At 42.3% G+C, this 18,651-nt stretch carries 17 protein-coding genes and 1 tRNA gene; 6 read left to right on the top strand and 12 right to left on the bottom strand.

Going from position 1 to position 18,651, the window contains the following annotated elements; genetic code table 11:
• Positions 1 to 25 precede the first annotated feature (25 nt).
• The 7 genes from HWQ36_RS31780 to pdhA all read right to left on the bottom strand — a co-directional run bounded on the left by HWQ36_RS31780 (position 26) and on the right by pdhA (position 5,627).
• A complete protein-coding gene (locus tag HWQ36_RS31780) occupies positions 26 to 589 on the bottom strand; it encodes a hypothetical protein (RefSeq protein WP_292710312.1) in 564 nt (187 codons plus the stop codon).
• A 114-nt stretch (positions 590 to 703) separates the two neighbouring features.
• Positions 704 to 1,819 (bottom strand): tetratricopeptide repeat protein, encoded by a 1,116-nt coding sequence (locus HWQ36_RS31775; RefSeq protein WP_292710310.1) that lies wholly within the window; start codon positions 1,817 to 1,819, stop codon positions 704 to 706.
• Positions 1,820 to 1,929: 110 nt separating this feature from the next.
• Positions 1,930 to 2,232, bottom strand: a complete 303-nt coding sequence (locus HWQ36_RS31770) for a tetratricopeptide repeat protein (protein ID WP_292710307.1) — start codon at positions 2,230 to 2,232, stop codon at positions 1,930 to 1,932.
• 8 nt (positions 2,233 to 2,240) lie between these two features.
• On the bottom strand, positions 2,241 to 3,077 hold the full coding sequence (locus tag HWQ36_RS31765; RefSeq protein WP_292710304.1) for an RNA polymerase sigma factor: 837 nt from the start codon (positions 3,075 to 3,077) through the stop codon (positions 2,241 to 2,243).
• A gap of 358 nt (positions 3,078 to 3,435) precedes the next feature.
• Positions 3,436 to 3,507, bottom strand: a tRNA-Lys gene (locus HWQ36_RS31760).
• A 61-nt stretch (positions 3,508 to 3,568) separates the two neighbouring features.
• On the bottom strand, positions 3,569 to 4,438 hold the full coding sequence (locus HWQ36_RS31755) for an aldose epimerase (RefSeq protein WP_292710356.1): 870 nt from the start codon (positions 4,436 to 4,438) through the stop codon (positions 3,569 to 3,571).
• 154 nt (positions 4,439 to 4,592) lie between these two features.
• The gene (pdhA, locus tag HWQ36_RS31750) at positions 4,593 to 5,627 is read right to left on the bottom strand and encodes a pyruvate dehydrogenase (acetyl-transferring) E1 component subunit alpha (RefSeq protein WP_292710301.1); all 1,035 of its coding nucleotides are present in this window, start codon (positions 5,625 to 5,627) and stop codon (positions 4,593 to 4,595) included.
• A gap of 766 nt (positions 5,628 to 6,393) precedes the next feature.
• Here pdhA and HWQ36_RS31745 point away from each other — a divergent pair.
• A complete protein-coding gene (locus HWQ36_RS31745) occupies positions 6,394 to 8,700 on the top strand; it encodes an IMS domain-containing protein (protein WP_292710299.1) in 2,307 nt (768 codons plus the stop codon).
• Positions 8,701 to 9,108: 408 nt separating this feature from the next.
• Here the strand turns inward: HWQ36_RS31745 and HWQ36_RS31740 are convergent, their stop codons facing one another.
• Positions 9,109 to 9,318: a hypothetical protein gene (locus HWQ36_RS31740; RefSeq protein WP_292710296.1), complete on the bottom strand. Its 210-nt coding sequence runs from the start codon at positions 9,316 to 9,318 to the stop codon at positions 9,109 to 9,111.
• A gap of 201 nt (positions 9,319 to 9,519) precedes the next feature.
• On the opposite strand from HWQ36_RS31740, the gene HWQ36_RS31735 reads away from it, so the two are divergent.
• The 4 genes from HWQ36_RS31735 (at position 9,520) to HWQ36_RS31720 (ending at position 14,814) form a co-directional block, all read left to right on the top strand.
• Complete coding sequence (locus tag HWQ36_RS31735) at positions 9,520 to 10,257, top strand: phycocyanobilin:ferredoxin oxidoreductase (RefSeq protein WP_292710294.1); 738 nt, start codon at positions 9,520 to 9,522, stop codon at positions 10,255 to 10,257.
• 869 nt (positions 10,258 to 11,126) lie between these two features.
• A complete protein-coding gene (locus tag HWQ36_RS31730; protein ID WP_292710292.1) occupies positions 11,127 to 12,551 on the top strand; it encodes an HlyD family efflux transporter periplasmic adaptor subunit in 1,425 nt (474 codons plus the stop codon).
• A 300-nt stretch (positions 12,552 to 12,851) separates the two neighbouring features.
• Positions 12,852 to 14,006, top strand: coding sequence for an ABC transporter permease DevC (gene devC, locus HWQ36_RS31725; protein WP_292710288.1), 1,155 nt, complete (start codon positions 12,852 to 12,854; stop codon positions 14,004 to 14,006).
• A 103-nt stretch (positions 14,007 to 14,109) separates the two neighbouring features.
• Complete coding sequence (locus HWQ36_RS31720; RefSeq protein ID WP_292710285.1) at positions 14,110 to 14,814, top strand: DevA family ABC transporter ATP-binding protein; 705 nt, start codon at positions 14,110 to 14,112, stop codon at positions 14,812 to 14,814.
• A gap of 183 nt (positions 14,815 to 14,997) precedes the next feature.
• Here HWQ36_RS31720 and HWQ36_RS31715 read toward each other — a convergent pair whose 3' ends face one another.
• Positions 14,998 to 15,819 (bottom strand): hypothetical protein, encoded by an 822-nt coding sequence (locus tag HWQ36_RS31715; RefSeq protein ID WP_292710353.1) that lies wholly within the window; start codon positions 15,817 to 15,819, stop codon positions 14,998 to 15,000.
• Between the two features lie 101 nt (positions 15,820 to 15,920).
• On the opposite strand from HWQ36_RS31715, the gene HWQ36_RS31710 reads away from it, so the two are divergent.
• The gene (locus tag HWQ36_RS31710; protein ID WP_292710282.1) at positions 15,921 to 16,715 is read left to right on the top strand and encodes an HAD family hydrolase; all 795 of its coding nucleotides are present in this window, start codon (positions 15,921 to 15,923) and stop codon (positions 16,713 to 16,715) included.
• A gap of 198 nt (positions 16,716 to 16,913) precedes the next feature.
• Here the strand turns inward: HWQ36_RS31710 and HWQ36_RS31705 are convergent, their stop codons facing one another.
• The 3 genes from HWQ36_RS31705 to HWQ36_RS31695 form a co-directional block, all read right to left on the bottom strand.
• Positions 16,914 to 17,219 (bottom strand): DUF4090 family protein, encoded by a 306-nt coding sequence (locus tag HWQ36_RS31705; protein WP_292710279.1) that lies wholly within the window; start codon positions 17,217 to 17,219, stop codon positions 16,914 to 16,916.
• A gap of 97 nt (positions 17,220 to 17,316) precedes the next feature.
• A complete protein-coding gene (locus tag HWQ36_RS31700; protein ID WP_292710276.1) occupies positions 17,317 to 17,565 on the bottom strand; it encodes a hypothetical protein in 249 nt (82 codons plus the stop codon).
• Positions 17,566 to 17,767: 202 nt separating this feature from the next.
• Positions 17,768 to 18,595, bottom strand: coding sequence for an NAD(P)/FAD-dependent oxidoreductase (locus HWQ36_RS31695; RefSeq protein WP_292710351.1), 828 nt, complete (start codon positions 18,593 to 18,595; stop codon positions 17,768 to 17,770).
• Between the last annotated feature and the right edge of the window lie 56 nt (positions 18,596 to 18,651).

Here is an 18,651-nt window from a genome sequence, read left to right as displayed (position 1 = left end):
TGAAATTATCATCCAGAAATGAAGTCTATTTCACAAGATAAGTCCAGAGGACTGTGTTATCTTTTCTACCTAACCGAGCCTGGGCTGAGAACTTGGAATTCTCTAAATTTCGGTCATCAGCACTACTCATCTGATCCAAACACAATGCTGCTGGTGAGTTGCCAGCTTCATTCCGGGTACAGAGATTAATTTTTCTTCTTCCTATGGGAGGCCAGGAAGCTCCAAATTGTACATTTCTTCCAGTGTCTCCAATTGCATAGTTAGAGGCAAAGGTAAAATACCCACGACCATTATCATTCTCTTTCCAATCTTGACCTACTGCCTTTAATGAATCAACATCACCAACAGGCCAATTTGATAGCTTATTATAAGCACCCACACGGCGTAAAGTATGTGGAGTTTGATTAGCTATCACAAGAGAAAAATCTTGCGATGTGCTGATTAGCCCTATTATTTGTTCGATGGTTTTATCGGCATCAATTGAAACGTTGATGGGTAAAGGCGCGGCCTTAGCATGACCCTGAAAACCACCAAAGGTAATGCCTACAGCCAACAGCAAAGCAACAAAAATTCTAGTTAGAGATTTCATGAAGTTAGTCTCTTCAACTTGTACACTTTTAAGACGATCTCAGTCATCGATTTTGGACTTTTTCGAGTTAGAGGCGTTTTTTCTCTAAAATAAATCCATCCGAGCAAACCAGACTCAAGCACGAGATTTTTTCCGCACCATCCCTTGTAAACGTGTCAAAGCTTCCTTAACCTCGCCACGAGCCGGATAAAATAACTGTTGATTTAAAGCAGTGCGATAAGCTGCGATCGCTCCTAAAGTATCCCCCAACCCCTCTAAGGCTCTCCCCTGCCAGTAATCAGCCGTAGCCGAGTTAAATGACTTCAGTTTTTGACTTCGCACACAAGCCTCTTCCCACCACTTGCGACTAATGCCATCATTTCCCAGTCCTTGGTAACTTTCTCCCAGCCACACCGCAGCAGGTACAGATTGCAGATAACCCCCCTCTGCTGACAAAAACTGCCATCCTTTTTCCAAAGTTGCGATCGCTTCTTGATGTTTAAGCGCCAAAGCTAACACCCGCCCATGACGAAACCAAGCATCAGCTAATTGGGGTTGGAGTTGCATTCCCTTTGCAGAAACACTACACCCTCGTTCAATCTCTTGAAAGCTTTCCACCAGCACCCGCCCCACCGTCGCCCAAACACTCCACCGTTCAGGAAAACGCTCAAGCATCTCTTCTAGTAAGGGTTGTAATTCTTCTAGTCGCCCAGCAAGGGGTAAAATCTTACACAACGCCCGATAGATTTCACAATCGTTGGGATACAAACGATATGCTTTCAGCATCATCTCAGCCGCCGCCTGATATTCACCCGTGTGGAACAGGCACTGTCCGTAGTAATACCAGGCGCTAGGATGATTGGGGTGTTGCTCTGCAAACTCTGCTAACACCCCTACCCCTTGCGCCCAATCTCCCCGGTAAAGGTGATAATACGCTAGTGATTTGTAAGCTTCAGCAGCGTGAGGAGCCTGTCGCAACACAGAAGCAATCAGCTTTTTAGTCTGCTTTCCTTCTTTACCTAATACCAATTTCATCCCGCAACGCTGATCTAATTGTCGTTGGAGTACCCGAAAATCATCGGGAACTAGGGCGCTAGCTCTACTTAACTGCTCCCTAGCTGCTTGGAAGTCTCCCATTGCCATCAGTGCATCATAGCTATGAATCAAAGCGACAATATCATCTGGGTTAAGTGACAAAACCTGTGAGAAGGCTTCTAAAGCTCCAATCGGATCTTCTCTTCCCTTCTGCACCTGTCCCAATGCCAGCCAGTGAACGATTTTGTCCGGTTCTAGATCAGCCGCAGCATCAAAAGCGATGATTGCTTTTTGGGTGTCATTTTTACAGACAGCAATTAGTCCACCTATGGGTACTGAGTTCCTTGATTACAGGATAATGCTAGGGCACTGCCGTATAGCTCTATAGCCTCTGCTTCTCGTTTCATCATCTGCAAGATTTTTCCAAGTTGCAGCCGCACATTAATTAATTGAGGCTGTCGCTCAAGTACTTGGCGATACTCTGCGATCGCTTGTTGCCAAATTCCCATTCCGTAGAGCAAATCAGCTAGCTCTAATCGTTTCTTCCATCCTTGGGGATACTTCTGGACGTACTTACTTAAAGTTTTCAGCTTCTGGTCTTGTCTACTTGGTTTTTCGTCTAATACCAAGTGAATATTTATGTCCACCCCAGAGGACTGGGAGGACTGTACCAAATATGTGGCAAGGTTTCCAACCATATCACGCTTACTTTATAATTAATTTCTTCGATGATGCTTTTTGTTGTTATTGCCGCTTCCCAATCAGAGATCGCGGTTTCATCAGGTTGGGATTCCACCATTGGAATCATCGATTTTAAAGATGGTGAGAGGGAATCTAAAGAAGTGTCATCTTCCCCTGCCAAATACTTGTTTAACTGCTTTTGCAGAATAGTTTGCGCCTGTTTAACCCGCTTGCGAATATTCTCTTCAGAGAGGGACAGTTCCTTGGCAATGTCTCTGTAGGACTTGTCTTGACAATAGCGGAGGATAAAAGGGTCGCGCAGTCTAGGTGGTAAGGACTCAATTTTGTGGTTTAGATATGCCCTCAGTTCATGACGAAAAATTTCTGATTCAGCAGATTCTAGGCTGCAACTGACTGCTGCCTGAGCTACACATTGAATATCCTCAAGGTTTTCCATCTTTTCGCGCTGGCGTTTTCGATGGATATCGATACAGAGGTTATGTATTATTCGACTCAACCAAGCTTTGGTATTGGTGATTTTTCCGGCATATTTTGGCCATTCATTCCAGGCTTTGAGCATTGCCTGACTCAGTGCATCTTCAGCATCTGTAGGATTACCACTCATCCACCGTAAGCAATGACTGTAAAAATAATCTTGATGTTGTGCCCATAACTGCCAAAAGTCGCGATCGCTCCCAGACAATCCCTGCGATCGCATTTGTTTTGACCATCGGTTCTCAGTTTCCAGCCCTGCTAAGGAAATAAAGGCTTTTTGCCCCAAAATTGCCTGCATTTACTACTTCCAGTTGAAAAGCTCAAACTCCTTTATTTATTCACTTTCAACCTTCACCAAGTATCCGTAAAATCACTGAATTAACTATCAAAATTAGTTAATTTCTATGAATTGCAATCTTTTTTGATTACCACCAAAAGCGATCGCTTATCCGAAAATTTTTGTTCTCCAGAGCGATCGCATTCACAAATAGGACTTATGCAAAGGTAGACATTGTAGAGGCAATTCATGAATTGCCCCTACCTGAAAATTAGAGTTTCGGCTATTATTTGCGTCAGTCCTAACAATTTTCCTAATAACAAAACTCGCCTCTGCTTTCATCTCAAAAGCTTCAGCCAATATTCCTTAAACTTTTATATGGGTCGCCCGGGATTCGAACCCGGAACTAATCGGTTAAAAGCCGAGTACTCTACCGTTGAGTTAGCGACCCTTTCGCTGCATTTCGCAACTTTGCCATCATAGCATATATATCTGTAGATTTGTAAAGGGGTTTAGAAAAAATTAGCCGTCAACCTTACAGATGCTGTGTGGCTGGCCCCTGGTGCTAACACAGTCAGGTTATCACCAGTATTGAGAGAGTTACGGGTGGCACTCCACGGTTCTAGACAGTAAAATTCTTTGCCCTTGACTGTCCAAAATACCAGCCAGGTAGAGAAATCATCATAATCCAAAGTAAGTTTTAACTTCCGGCTGCCATCTATCGCAGTGGCCGATTTACTTGTTAGCTGTCCAAAAGCAAAATCAATTTCATCACGGCTAAAATCAAAATTGCCGTCAAAAGAGTGAAATTCCTTAGTTTGATTGTCTTGATACTGCTTTGAGGGAATTTCAATCTCTAGCTGAGTTTTATCACCACACAGAAAGTAGGGATGGAAACCAGCCGAAAAGGGCATTGGTGTAGATGACAAGTTTTTATACTGCTGCCGAACTTCTAGGGTATTACCTTGAAGTTCGTAGGTGAAAGCCAGTTGAAAATCAAAAGGATAAACTGCCTTAGTTTGCTCATTGCTATCAAGAACAACAGTGAGACTAGCTTTATCTCCAGTTTCTTGTTCTGTTACTTTCCACGGCAACTCACGGGCAAAACCATGTTGTTTGAGAGTATATTTTTGCCCGTTATGAGTGTAAGTATTATCTGGGAGATTGCCACAAATAGGAAACAAAATTGGGTTCCCACCTCTGACACTCAACTCAGGATGAGTAAAGCGTTCAGTGTCCAAGTAGAAAATTTCTTGTCCTTGAATGCGCCAACGGGTGATGATCCCACCGCGTTCTGGTACGACTTCCAATTGAGAACTAGCGGCTTCGTCAGAAAGAATGTACGTCTTGTACTGTTGCTGTTGAACTGCAATGCTAAACACAAATTTTAGTCCTAATTGGGCATTGGGCATTGGGCATTGGGCATTGGGCATTGGGAATTGGGGATTGGGAATTGGACAGAGGGGCTGCTGCTCTTGCTGAGGGAAAAACTCTTCTCCCCTGCTCCCTGCTCCCTTCCTCCCCATTCCCCAAAATTTATTCGTCTTCTGCAAACACGAAACGATATAACTCGCTGGGGTCTGGTTCAGGGCTGCTTTCGGCGAACTTAACGGCTTCGTCGATTACATCCTGAATTTTACGATCAATTGCTTTAATTTCTCCCTCATCCGCTAGATTTTGCTCCAGCAAATAAGCTGCCAACTTCTTAATTGGGTCACGGGCAAACCAGAATTCTTTTTCAGCCTTGCTCCGCATTTCATCTGGGTCAGCCAAGGAGTGACCACGGAAGCGGTAAGTAAGAGCCTCAATTAATGTTGGGCCTTCACCTGCACGGGCCCGAGCTACGGCTTCTTGAGCCACGGCTCGGACTGCTAGAACATCCATACCATCTACTTCCACGCCCACCATGTTAAATGCACTGGCTTTTTTATAAATCTCTGGCTGGGAAGTGGCCCGCTCGTGAGACATCCCAATTGCCCACTTATTATTTTCGACTACAAAAAGAATTGGCAGTTTCCAGAGGGCTGCCATATTTAGTGTCTCGAAAAACTGACCATTGTTAGCTGCACCATCGCCAAAAAAGCAAGCTGTCACTTGGTCAGCGTTTTTATCTCCCAGCACTTCACGGCGGTATTTGCTTTGAAAGGCGGCTCCAGCTGCTACAGGAATTCCCTCAGCCACAAAAGCATAGCCACCCAGCAAACGATGCTCCGCAGAAAACATGTGCATGGAACCACCGCGCCCTTTGCTGCAACCTGTGGCTTTGCCAAATAATTCTGCCATTACCTCTCTTGCTGGTACTCCCGCACTCAGAGCATGAACGTGGTCGCGGTAAGTACTACAAACATAATCTTCACCCGGTCGCATTGACTGGACAACACCACTGCAAACGGCTTCTTGACCGTTGTACAAATGGACAAAACCAAACATTTTGCCCCTGTAGTACATTTCAGCGCACTTGTCTTCAAACAAGCGTCCTAATACCATGTCCTCATACAACCGTAACCCTTCTTCCTTAGTGATATGCGTAGTAGCAGGATTAAATGTGGGTAAAGTCCGCTCTTGAACCATTATTTTTGAGTATCCCTGTTGTACAACTTAAAGTTACGGTCTTAAATAAGTTGGTCTGATAACACCTCAGCTTTTAACAGGGTAGCGTTTGCAAGACTCAACAATCAAACTTTATTTATGCACCAAAAAAGGGTCTTAGGGAATAGCTGAACTTTTAATTTTTGATTTTTAACTTTTCAGCCCATGCCCCGTAAGGAGTTGACTTTAACGATAATATATATCGCTTTGGGTTTTTCTCTCTCACTATTCCCCTTCATAGACTAGCAATCAAGACAGACTGCTTTCTGCATATCCATTAACAATTTAAAAAAAATGAAGCAAAAATCTATATACCCAAATAGGTAATTGTAATTAAAGGTTAATTATGATATCATTTTGTTCTCTTGTTATCAGGGTCAATCCCCAATAGTAGTATTTTTGTTACTCCATACTGGGAAAGTCTCAAAAAAATCAATCATCAATAGATTCTTGCAACCACAACATTTATGCCGTGATTCAAAGCGGTAGTTGTGGTTTGTGGTATCGAAGGCTGATAATAGTCGTGTTAAACAAAAATACTAAGAATTAAGACAAACAATTGAGGCTTTCTAGGCGAAAGCAAAAAATTAGTACTAGAATGTGACTCAAAATTTCGGGAAGGTACAAAACGAGTTGTTGCAATATACACTTGTAGAGTAAATTCTATACGGCATTTTTATGGCACAGTTTTACAGGCCTGGAAAGCTCTAGGTGAATTATGTTGATCACGGTGCAGGGGAAGTAGGCTGTGCGAATTCCGCTAGATTACTACCGAATTTTAGGACTACCGTTAGCGGCAAGTGAAGAACAATTGCGACAGGCATACAGCGATCGCATTGTACAATTGCCACGACGTGAGTATTCTCAGGCAGCAATTTCTTCTCGTAAACAACTCATAGAAGAAGCTTACGTGGTTTTATCAGATCCAAAACAACGCAGTACCTACGATCAGCTTTATCTTGCCCACGCCTATGACCCTGATAACCTTGCTGCTGCCGCAGTAGCACTGGAAAATCGTCCAGAAAGCACTAAAAGGGGTATTGACACCCAGAGTCTTGGTATCGAAATTACCCAAGACGAACTAGTTGGCGCTTTATTAATTTTGCAAGAGTTAGGGGAATACGAACTTGTACTCAAACTAGGTCGTCCGTACTTAGTAAATAAAAATAGTGCTACAAGTGCAAGAAAAAGCAATAATTTAGCAGCCGAAGAAATTTATGAAAGTGCTGAACACCCAGATGTTGTTCTCACTGTTGCCCTTGCCTGTCTAGAATTAGGTCGGGAACAGTGGCAGCAAGGTCACTACGAAAATGCCGCCATATCCCTAGAAACTGGTCAAGAACTGCTAGTACGCGAAGGTTTATTCTCCAGTATCCAGGCAGAAATTCAGGCTGATCTTTACAAATTGCGGCCATATCGAATTTTAGAGTTGCTTGCACTACCTCAAGAAAAGACTGCCGAACGCAGCCAAGGCTTAGAATTATTGCAAAATCTCTTAGAAGATCGTGGCGGGATTGATGGCACGAACAATGATGAATCGGGTTTAAACATAGATGACTTTCTGCGATTTATCCAGCAGTTACGCAACCACCTAACAGTCGCAGAGCAGCACAAGTTATTTGAAGCTCAAAGCAAACGTTCTTCTGCTGTTGCCACGTACTTAGCTGTTTATGCCTTGATAGCGCGAGGATTTGCTCAACGGCAACCTGCTTTAATTCGTCAAGCAAGACAAATGCTTGTGCGTCTGGGCAAGCGCCAAGATGTACATTTAGAACAGTCACTATGTGCCTTACTGTTAGGACAAACTGAAGAAGCAACTCGTGTTTTAGAACTTAGCCAGGAGTACGAAGCTTTAGCTTTTATTCGGGAAAAATCTCAAGACTCTCCAGATTTGTTACCGGGTCTGTGTCTATATGCAGAACAGTGGCTGCAACACGAAGTCTTTCCCCATTTTCGAGATTTAGCAAACCAGCAAGCTTTCCTAAAAGATTACTTTGCTAACCAACAGGTGCAAGCTTATTTAGAAGCACTCCCAACTGATGCAGAAACAACTAATGAATGGGCTGTAATTAACCCCCAATATTTTCCCCAGCCCAAGACAAAGAGTCCTCATTTTCATAACAATTCAACTAAGACTTCAGCGTCATTTAATCACAGCAGAATACCTAACCCAGATTTGCCAGAAACACCAATAAAAGAAACGTCTGAATATCTAAACTCATCACCACTTATGTGGAATTCATCTGGAAGTGAAAAATCAGAGGTTCCTGCTGCTGAAAGGATGAGCAGAGGCACAAAGGAGCGTTTGAACGGTTCAGCTAAGAGTGCTGCATCCGGTCATAACCAAAAGCGTAGGCACAGAAAACCCACTCCATCTGCTAGCCGAGAGCGCATACCAGATAATCGTCCTCATTCTCGTCGTCCCCGACGGCGGCGAACTTTTGCGAACACTATAGAAGGGAAAACACGGTTGGTATGGAGAGTGTTTATTTCTTTGGTGAGTATATTAGTTTTCTGGGTGTTAGCCACAACAACTTTTGGATGGTTAAAAAATCTGTTTTTTCCTCCACCCTCTCTGCGTGATGTACAGTTGTTTGTACAGATAAATCAACCACCATTATCTATTCCCCCTCCAAACAGTAAACCAGAATCAGAAGAAGGCCCTTTAACAAATGCAGAGGCAGAGAAAGTTATTAGCACTTGGTTATCTACTAAAGCCGCAGCTTTAGGGCCAAATCATGAGATTAATAATTTAGAGCAAATTTTAGCTGGTTCAGCTTTATCTCAATGGCGGCTGATTGCTCAACAAAATAGGTCAGACAATCGCTACCGCAAGTACGACCATAGTTTGAAGATAGAATCTGTTGAGAGAATTAATTTATTTGCAGATCGTGCCGCAGTGGAAGCTACGGTCAAGGAAGTGTCGCAGTTATATGAAAATGATCAGTTTAAAAACTCTTCTAACGATAAATTGAGAGTTCGGTATGATTTGATTCGAGAACGAGGTAAATGGCGTATTCAGAGTACATCTGTTGTGAATCAGATAATCAGATAAGTTGGAATTTTTAGGCGATGATCTGCAACAATCTTGATCATTCAATTTAATTAGGAAAAATTTTTCACTATATAGCGGTTCCCAGTTAAGTGAGGTACAAAAACCCCACCCCCAACCCCCTCCCCGCTCTTCGATAGGGGGCTATGAAGTACCTCATTTAATTAGGAAAAGCTATAGTTATCACTTAGAGGATGTTTTAAAAGTCCTATTCTCGGTAACAAAACGTTCTAGATCCCCCTAAATCCACGCCACTTGCTTCATTTGGGTAGACCCCAAGACCGCAGTGACTCCCCTTAAAAAGGGGGACTTTAATTCCAGTTCACCCCTTTTTAAGGGGATAAAGAAGTGCCTAAAAGCACAGCCAAACACCTTTAAAACAACCTCTGAGATAATCCTATAGAACAACACTTAGTGATAAAAATGCCTAATATTGAGTATCGCCTCCCCATGATCTGGAATCCAGGCTAGCCACTCATCTGCTGAAATCGGACACAATAAAAGTGCTTCGTCAAAACTAAAGGGGTTGGGAAGTTGCAAAAGGTTTACCCAATTTAAATTTTCCAGATTCTGCCTTCTTGGTTGCACAGCAAAATTTGGTCTATGAGAATCTAGTTTCATAGCTTTCTATTAGCCTTCACAAATGGGCTAATGTAAAATTATTTCTGTAACCTAGACTACAAAATAAATAATATTTGTGAAAAGCATCTGTCGTATAACTTTACGTTGGCTGGGTGGAAGTGTTTGCTTATATTGCAGACTACAACAGGTGTGGCACGACAGGTTGTAGACTGGGCATTAGATCGCATTCCCAACTAGCTTATGTCATTTACTTCTATGCCCTCGCTGCGTGAGCAACAACATCCCCTAATTCGTCAGCTAGCTGATTGTATTGAGGCAGCTTGGCATCAGCACCTGGATCTATCGCCCTACCATTTGCCTGATGAGTTGGGGTATGTGGAAGGTAGACTAGAAGGCGAAAAACTGACGATTGAAAATCGCTGCTATCAAACGCCCCAGTTTCGGAAAATGCACTTGGAACTGGCAAAAATCGGAAATATGCTGGATATTTTGCACTGCGTCATGTTTCCTCGTCCAGAATACAATCTGCCGATGTTTGGTTGCGATTTAGTTGGGGGTAGAGGTCAAATTAGTGCAGCGATCGCAGACCTTTCTCCTATCCAATTAGAGCGCACCTTACCAGAATCTTATACTACTGCACTGGCACAGCTACCAGTGCTTAACTTTTCGCAACCCCGTGAATTACCAGAATGGGGAAATATTTTTTCGGATTTTTGCATCTTTGTGCGCCCCAGTTCCCCAGAAGAAGAAGCAATATTTCTGTCGCGGGTGCGAGAATTTTTAGACATTCATTGTATCCAAGCGATCGCTTCACATCCTGTTTCAGTTGAACAAGTTACACAAAATCTCGCTGGACAACAAAACTACTGCACCAAACAGCAGAAAAACGATAAAACTCGCCGCGTACTAGAAAAAGCCTTTGGCCCAGCTTGGGCAGAAAATTATATGACCACAGTTTTATTCGACCTTCCAACTTAATCATTCCCCCATCTCCATCATCTCCCATCTGTAGGCTCTGTTACGTTTTCGCGTAACGGATAAATGTAGAATTCATTCAACGAGAGTTTAATGGAGTCCCAAAACAACAACAGGGAGAGTAGTCAGGTATTTGAAGCGAATATTACAAAATGGTTTGTTGTCTTGGTAGGTGCAAGCAACTAGAGACAGCTAACTCATTGACCAGAAAGTTAAGGAAACTCTGATGTTAGGAATGCTCAAGTTGATAGATATTTTTTAGTTAGTTAATCATTCATTCACTTAAAGAAGACTAACTTTTGTAGCAAGATTGTATCCAAACAAGGCAACAGTCTATTTTTGTCAATTTTGTGACTAACTGTAGCCGTAGTTGATGTAGCAATACAGTATCGCATCATACCATTTTGGGATTTTGTGTAGAGACATGATATATAGCGTCTCCATATTTAGGTTTGTGAATTCTGCTAATTTCCATTGCACTCACGTCTCAATTAATACTCAAAGTTATTGAATAGCCAGCTACTATAACGCTTTTCGGTTTCAATACAGACTTAACCCCTAGTCCCTTCCTTACAAGGCAAGAGGAGTAAGTAAGCTTCCATTCCTCTTTCCTAAAAGGAGAGAGGAATGGAAGTGAGGTCAAAGTCTATTGATATACAAACGAGCGTAGACGCTTCTTCGGCCTGTCGTAAGACATTGCTATAGAAAACACCATTTTGCAAAACCATAGTCTTGAGCGTTCATCACGCGATGGATTTTAAGCCATACCCAGCTTTAAAGCACTGTTGTTTGTCCTAAGCAGCTGGCTGTTGATTAAAAACCCTTTTATTTTTACTTCCATCAGCACAATTCAGGTAAACGGGCAACATACTATGTCAAGGGTGACTGAAAAGCCAAAGTCAAGTGAGCAGGCACTTAATCAAGAACAACCTAAGATTTGGTGGGGTATCGCTGTAGCTGTGCCAATAGTAATCGCGGCTGGGATACTAGGTACAGCCAAAATCGAGCAGCTGAGAAAACTCACTACATCCGTACCCGTAATGCCATCTACCAATAGCATTAGTGCTGTAGGGCGCTTGGAACCGCGAGGCGAAGTTGTGAAATTGTCCGCCCCATCATCAGGATTATCGCCATCGTCACGAATTCAGCAACTTCTAGTGAGAGAGGGTGAACAAGTAAAGCAAGGCCAAATTGTGGCAATTTTGGACAACCGCGATACCCAAATAGCCGGACTAGAAGAGGCAAAAGCCAAAATGCAAGAAGCCCGTGCGAATTTAGCGCAAGTTAGGGCTGGATCTCCAAGAGATATTCAAGCTCAAAGAGCAGTTGTTGCTCGCTTACAAGCCCAGTTTATTGGTGAAAGGGATGGTCAACAAGCAACGATCGCGCGAATTGCGGCTCAGTTAAGTGGAGATAAACTCGTCCAACGAGCAACAGTAAATCGTCTGGAAGCTGAACTCAGTGGGCAAAAAGAAGCTCTCAGAGCAACGCTTACACGTATCCAAGCTCAACAGCGTAATGCCCAAGTTGATGCTGGACGCTATGATTTTTTATACAAAGAAGGTGCGATTTCTCAACAAGAGCGGGATAGTAGACGTTTGAGTGCAGTAACTTCTAATCAGCAGGTGGCTGAAAGCCAAGCTACGCTCAAGCAGACATTAGCAACACTGCGACAGCAACTTGCTGAAGCTAGAGCCAACCAAATACAAAATTTAGCAACTTTGCAACAGCAGTTAATCGAAGCCAAAGTTAACCGTGACAAAACTTTAGCAACTTTGCAAAGACAAATCGATGAAGAAAAGGCCAAACTGAGCAGACTTATGGACGTTAGTCCTACCGATGTGCAAGTAGCGCAAGCTCAAGTTAGTAATGCGATCGCAAATGTCAGAAAAGCCGAAGCACAACTAAGGTTAAGCTACGTTCAAGCACCAATTGCTGGAGAGATTTTAAAAGTTTACACCAAGTCAGGCGAAGCCATAGGTGCAAATGGCATTGCTGAAATTGGCCAAACTAGCCAAATGTATGTGATTGCTGAAGTCGCCGAAGACAGCATTGGTAAAGTGCGGATTGGTCAAAACGCCACTATCAGCAGCGATAATGGAGCATTTAGCGGCGAATTGAAGGGAACTGTCACTGAAATTGGCAGAAAAATTGGTAAAAAAGATGTGCTGAATACAGATCCAGCAGCAGATGTGGATGCCAGAGTCGTAGAAGTTAAAATTGCTTTGCCTCCAGAAGATAGCCAGAAAGTTTCTGGTTTAACTTACGCTAAAGTTATTGTTGAAATTAATAAATAGTTAAGTTATGGATGAGCAGTAATCCCAATTTATGATTTGATATTTTGAATTGGGAATGTTATTAAATATCTGGTTTAATCAATCTCAAATATTCTCTCAAATCGATACAAGTGTCACCTGAATGGATTTAATGAAAAATCTACAATCGTTAACTAATATCGAGAGTTTAAGTCAAGAGTAACTAACAAGACATTCAGCGATCGCTCAGTCGCGTCAAGTCTTGTGGCTCTTTATAAATCCTCGTTACCAAAGTTAATTACGAATTACGAATTATTTTCCCCGTGCTTGGATGCATATAAAATGAATCAAAAAATACCTCTGTCGTGGCTACAACTGACAAGGGAAAAAACTCGCCTGGCTGTGGCTTTAGCAGGAATTTCTTTTGCTGATATTTTAATGTTTATGCAACTCGGCTTCCGGGATGCCTTATATTATAGTAACGTTCGATTCCATAACAGCTTGCAAGGCGATATTGTCTTAATTAATAGTCAATCAAGCGCTGTTTTGGCGATGAGGAGCTTTTCTCAAAGACGGTTATATAAAGCTTTAGAGTTACCCGCAGTCCAATCAGTACATCCTATATATTTGGACTTTACAATCTGGAAAAATCCTGTAACAGGCCGCCCTCGTAGTATTTTAATTTTTGGAATGAACCCAGAAAATAACATAGTTAACTTACCTGGTGTTCAGGAGAATTTAGATAAACTTAAACTCCCTGATGTAGTTTTATTTGACCGTTCCTCTCGCGTAGAATATGGGCCGATTGCGGCTAATTATAGCCAAGGCAAGACTGTAACAGCAGAAGTACGAAGGCGGCGAATTAAAGTAGAGGGACTATTTACATTAGGTGCATCATTTGGTGCAGATGGTAATTTAATTACGAGTGATATTAACTTTCTGCGGATATTCACTAATCGTCAAAAAGGATTAATTGATATTGGGCTGATTAGATTAAAACCGGGAGCAGATGCTCAAGTTGTTGCCCAAGAACTACGACAGTATTTACCTAAAGAGGTGAATGTTTTAACTAAGCAGGAATTTATTGATTTTGAAAGGAATTATTGGGCAAATAGTACAGCTATTGGATTTATTTTCACATTAGGGACTGTCATGGGTTTCATTGTAGGAACTGTAATTGTTTATCAGATTCTTTATACAGAAGTTGCAGATCACTTAGCTGAATACGCTACCCTCAAAGCAATAGGCTATACACAAAACTATTTATTAACCGTAATTCTTCAAGAGGCTTTACTATTAGCCATTTTGGGATATTTCCCTGGAATAGTTTTTGCTTTATTCATGTATCAAAGTGCCAGAGGTGCAACACTTTTACCAGTTTTTATGAGTTTTGATCGTGCCGTAATGGTTTTGATTTTGACTATGCTGATGTGTATTATTTCTGGTGCGATCGCAGTCCGAAAATTACGTTCCGCAGATCCAGCAGATATCTTTTAATTAATTCAACATTAATTAAAGTTTGCCATCAATAACTATAGCTTATAATCGATAATTAAGAAAACTTAATTTTTGAAAAACCTAAGTTACAACTAACAGAAACATGATAGAAAAAGAACCTGTAATTGCCATTAAAAACCTCAATCATTATTATGGCAAAGGCGCATTGAGAAAACAGATATTATTTGACATCAACCTAGAAATTTATCCTGGTGAAATCGTAATTATGACCGGGCCATCAGGTTCAGGTAAAACCACATTACTGAGCTTAATTGGTGGTTTGCGGTCTGTACAAGAGGGAAGTTTAAAATTTTTAGGTGAAGAACTCTTTGGTGTCAGCCAAAACAAACTGGTACAAATGCGACGCAACATTGGTTATATTTTCCAAGCTCACAATTTGCTAGGGTTTTTGACTGCGAAGCAAAATGTGCAAATGGCGGTAGAGTTGAATGATAATATTTCTCAAACAGAAGCAATGGCTAAATCAAAAGCCATGCTGGGGTCAGTTGGTCTAGAAGAACGAGTTGATTACTACCCAGATAATCTTTCTGGTGGACAGAAACAAAGAATTGCGATCGCTCGCGCCTTAGTGAATCGTCCCCCACTGGTGCTAGCAGACGAGCCAACAGCAGCATTAGACAAACAATCAGGACGCGATGTTGTAGAAATAATGCAGAGTCTAGCCAAAAATCAGGGAACCACCATCTTATTAGTGACACACGACAACCGCATTTTAGACATAGCCGATCGCATCGTAGAAATGGAAGATGGTCTTTTAACCCGTAATTCCTCAAATGCACCCATTTAGTCATTTGTTCTTTGTCATTTGTCCTTTGTCTTTTGTCTTTTGTGAATGACCAATACTTCGACTCCTTTCGACTCCTTTCGACTTCGCTCAAGGCAAGCCGCTCAGTACAAGTGACTAATGACTAATACTTCGACTACGCTCAGTACAAGTGACCAATGACCAATGACCAATGACAGCCATAATTTATTGTCTAGCAGAGCCTGATTTTTTCATTCCAGGTTGGTTTGGTGGAGTTGGGGCATTTGGTTGGCGACTAGTACGGAAAGTCACATTCACGCCTTCATTCGATTGTTCCAGCACTAGTAGAGGCGTGGGTTTAGCCTTTTGATCCCAATGCATAGTAGCAATCCGACCTTGAATTGTTGGTTGCCAACTATCTTCGTCTTCTATGGGACTTAAGTAAGTTTCTATACAGTCAATAATTTGACTAATAGTTGCAGAAGTTGCTTGCGTTGGTAACTTCATTAACCGAATTTGAATGCGAAACAGCACTCGTTTAGCAGAGTTCCCTGGACTACCTGTTTCATACTCTACATCAAAAATTTCATCTACTTGCCGTCCAGCGCTATTAGCAATCCCGACTGATCCAAGTTGGGCTTGATTTGGACGCAGAGCTTGAGTAACTTTTTCTTTGATCTGAATCTTCACTTGATTAAGGATTGCAAAATGAAACACCTCCTCTGACATCCGCATTCGCAGATAATCTAGGTTAAAGTCCCGTGAGTTGACCAAATCGGGATTAGTTTCCATTTTGCGAATCGTTTCTAGCGCCAGCTTAAATTTTTTCTCTAATTCTCGCGCCCGGAATTGTTCAAACTTAAGCTTTTTCTCCAGCTTATTCATCTGGAGCTTACTATACACAATTAAAGCAATCACCGCTAAAGCCAGTCCTCCAGAAGTTACCAACAATAATGGTGGTATTTGAGGATTACTTGCTGGCACTTCCTGGGATGCTTTTTTAGGCTTTGACCCTGGGGATTGGGCAAGAAACATCGAAGTGGGCATGGTTGGAAACTGAAAAACTTGACTCCTGATGTTTAGGATGCCCAAATCTTCAATGCCATCTTGCTGTATGATTAATATTTTTAACATCTTACAAATCGCGTATGTTCAGACACCAGAATATCCCTGCCCTGTCTGAGGTTTCATCTACAAGCTTTCTTCATATTCGTCTGATAGCCACAGATATGGATGGCACATTAACTAGACGAGGAAAATTTACTCCCGCACTGCTGCAAGCTTTAGAGGATTTAGCGGCTGCTCATATTAAGGTGCTGATTGTTACAGGTCGTTCTGCTGGGTGGGTGAGTGGATTGAGTGCGATTATGCCAGTGGCAGGTGCGATCGCAGAAAATGGTGGTTTATACTTTCCATCTGGGAACCACAAACCAGTAGTATTAACACCCATTACCGATTTAGTTCAACATCGCCAGCATTTGGCTACGACTTTTGAGAAATTACAAACCAAATTTCCCCAAATCCAAGAATCTGCTGATAATCGCTTTCGCATCACCGACTGGACTTTTGATGTAGCTGGTTTGAGTCAAGATGAACTACAAACCTTAGATAGTCTTTGTCAACAAATGGGTTGGGGATTTACCTATAGCAATGTGCAGTGTCACATTAAACCCCAAGGGCAAGATAAAGCTGTGGGATTATTGCAGGTATTGCGCGAATATTTGCCCCATTACTCGCCAGAACAAATTGTCACTGTGGGCGATAGCCCCAATGATGAAAGTTTATTTGATCGGCGCTATTTTCCTGTTTCTGTAGGCGTGGCAAACGTTTTGGAATATATGAATCAGTTGAAATATCACCCTGCTTATATTACTAACGCTGCCGAAGGTGAAGGTTTTTGTGAGTTATCTAGTTATATTTTGAAAAGTTTATACAGCACCTGACCAAGAGGCAGGGGAGCAGGGGGCAGGGGAGAAAGATACGCTCAAATCAAGCTGCAAAAAAGGTTTCAAGCTCATGTCTTGAAAAGTTTCCTCCGGCGGTAAACCCGCCTACAGAACTTTTCGCTAAATTTATTTATGGTGTTTCTTCCCTGCTCCCTGCCCCTTTTCCTATTCTATGACTGTGTTTTGCTGCTATATTTATTTGCCGCTATAAAAAAAGGCAATTTCTTTTTCTTTTAGGGGTGCGAAACCAGCATCTATGAGTAATTGGTCGAGTTCTGCTTGGGGAATGTGTTTTGCACCAATTCGCACAATGCGCGATCGCATAGTATTAGATACACCACTGCGTTGTCTATTGCCTTCTAGCGCCATGACTTTACCATAAAGTTCTAATTTGGCAGCCGGAATGGGAGAACCATCAAAATCAATTCCCTGTGCGATCGCTTCATCAATAGCATCAGCACCCGTGGTAGTTTGATTCCCTGGGTTAGTTTCAGTAGGCATAGTGATTTACTCTTAAGGCTATGGGTAGATTTTACCAGCCTTGCTGACACCAAAGCTGTCTACTGGCTTTTTTGATGCTAGACCCATTAAGTTAATTCTAAGTTTTGCGCGTCACCAAACCACCAACAAATGCCCCTAAGATAGTGCCTGTCCAAAGCCCTGTGCTGCTACCTTGCCAAACTGCTCCTGGTGTCATCCAAGCGTTGCACATCTCCTTTAAACCCCAAGGTTGGTTTTGGCACTTTTGGCTATGCAGCATTATGGTGATTTGCCCACTGGTATAAGCACCAAAAAAACCTGATGACAGCGCTAAAAAAGTACAAATTAAAATTTTATTTTTTGTCATTAGTCATTTGTCATTAGGGCCAATGGCACTAAGTTAAGGTAAAATTCTTAGTTTTAACAAAGTTTAGGCGTTTAATTCCCCTGCCTAAGAAGGGCAGAACGTTTTGGGTAGGGGTATAAATCCCCGTCACAAAACAAAATTTACGTTCGCGGAGCGTGCCGGAGGCTCTATTACGAATTACGAATTACGAATTACGAATTACTTAAGCTGTTTCCTCTAAATATTTGTGAGCAAAAGTGACCGCCATAGCACCTTCTCCAACGGCTGAAGCCACGCGCTTTACAGAACCGTGCCGGACATCACCAGCAGCAAAGGAACCGGGAACACTCGTTTCTAGGAAAAAAGGATCGCGTTCTAGAGTCCAGCACTGGGGTAGATGACCATCTTGAAGCAAGTCCGAGCCAGTGACTAAATAACCAGAGCGATCGCGGATAATGTTGGTATCTTTTGCCCATTCGGTATTCGGCGCACCACCAATGCAAACAAATAGTCGCCCCGTATCGATTTGCTGCACTTCTCCATCACTGCAATTAGTAACTTCAATTTGGCGCAGCGATGTATCACCAATTAGCTTAGTAACTTGAGATTGAAACAGCACTTCAATGTTGTTAGTATTTGTAATTCGGTTAATTAAATAATCCGATAAGGTTGCTGCCAAATTATTGCCACGAACTAAAATTGTTACTTTTCGTGCATAGCGAGAGAAATACATGGCGGCTTGACCTGCGGAGTTACCGCCACCGATAACAAAGACGTGTTCATCTTGACACATGGGTGCTTCGCTTGCGCCCGCACCGTAGAACAATCCCACCTTTAAAAATTGGTCTTCGTTGGGTAAATTTAGCCGCCGATATTCTACACCAGTGGCACAAATATTTGCTCGTGCAACCATTTTGCTGCCATCTGCCATATCTGTATAGATCCGATTATTCTTAAATTCCGATTTCGTTCCTTCGCGTAATAGCAAAATCTCTACCCCAAACTTAACAGCTTGCTGCCGTGCGCGTTCGGCTAAATTAGCACCGCTAATTGGTTGAGTCGATGGGGGATATTATTCCCCGCACCTCTCAGTTAAATCTGGGCGTG

The organism is Nostoc sp. NMS2 (assembly GCF_017115105.1).
In the GTDB taxonomy this organism is placed as follows: Bacteria; Cyanobacteriota; Cyanobacteriia; order Cyanobacteriales; family Nostocaceae; genus Nostoc.
The sequence above is the reverse complement of the archived record's forward strand: the minus strand, read 5'-3'. Positions and strand labels throughout refer to the sequence as shown.

Excerpts from the sequence above, each read along its gene's own strand:
- HWQ36_RS31780 (WP_292710312.1), bottom strand. The coding sequence starts at position 589 with ATGAAATCTCTAACTAGAATTTTTGTTGCTTTGCTGTTGGCTGTAGGC.
- HWQ36_RS31765 (WP_292710304.1), bottom strand. The coding sequence starts at position 3,077 with ATGCAGGCAATTTTGGGGCAAAAAGCCTTTATTTCCTTAGCAGGGCTG.
- pdhA (WP_292710301.1), bottom strand. The coding sequence starts at position 5,627 with ATGGTTCAAGAGCGGACTTTACCCACATTTAATCCTGCTACTACGCAT.
- HWQ36_RS31740 (WP_292710296.1), bottom strand. The coding sequence starts at position 9,318 with ATGAAACTAGATTCTCATAGACCAAATTTTGCTGTGCAACCAAGAAGG.
- HWQ36_RS31735 (WP_292710294.1), top strand. The coding sequence starts at position 9,520 with ATGTCATTTACTTCTATGCCCTCGCTGCGTGAGCAACAACATCCCCTA.
- HWQ36_RS31730 (WP_292710292.1), top strand. The coding sequence starts at position 11,127 with ATGTCAAGGGTGACTGAAAAGCCAAAGTCAAGTGAGCAGGCACTTAAT.
- devC (WP_292710288.1), top strand. The coding sequence starts at position 12,852 with ATGAATCAAAAAATACCTCTGTCGTGGCTACAACTGACAAGGGAAAAA.
- HWQ36_RS31720 (WP_292710285.1), top strand. The coding sequence starts at position 14,110 with ATGATAGAAAAAGAACCTGTAATTGCCATTAAAAACCTCAATCATTAT.
- HWQ36_RS31715 (WP_292710353.1), bottom strand. The coding sequence starts at position 15,819 with ATGCCCACTTCGATGTTTCTTGCCCAATCCCCAGGGTCAAAGCCTAAA.
- HWQ36_RS31710 (WP_292710282.1), top strand. The coding sequence starts at position 15,921 with ATGTTCAGACACCAGAATATCCCTGCCCTGTCTGAGGTTTCATCTACA.
- HWQ36_RS31705 (WP_292710279.1), bottom strand. The coding sequence starts at position 17,219 with ATGCCTACTGAAACTAACCCAGGGAATCAAACTACCACGGGTGCTGAT.
- HWQ36_RS31700 (WP_292710276.1), bottom strand. The coding sequence starts at position 17,565 with ATGACAAAAAATAAAATTTTAATTTGTACTTTTTTAGCGCTGTCATCA.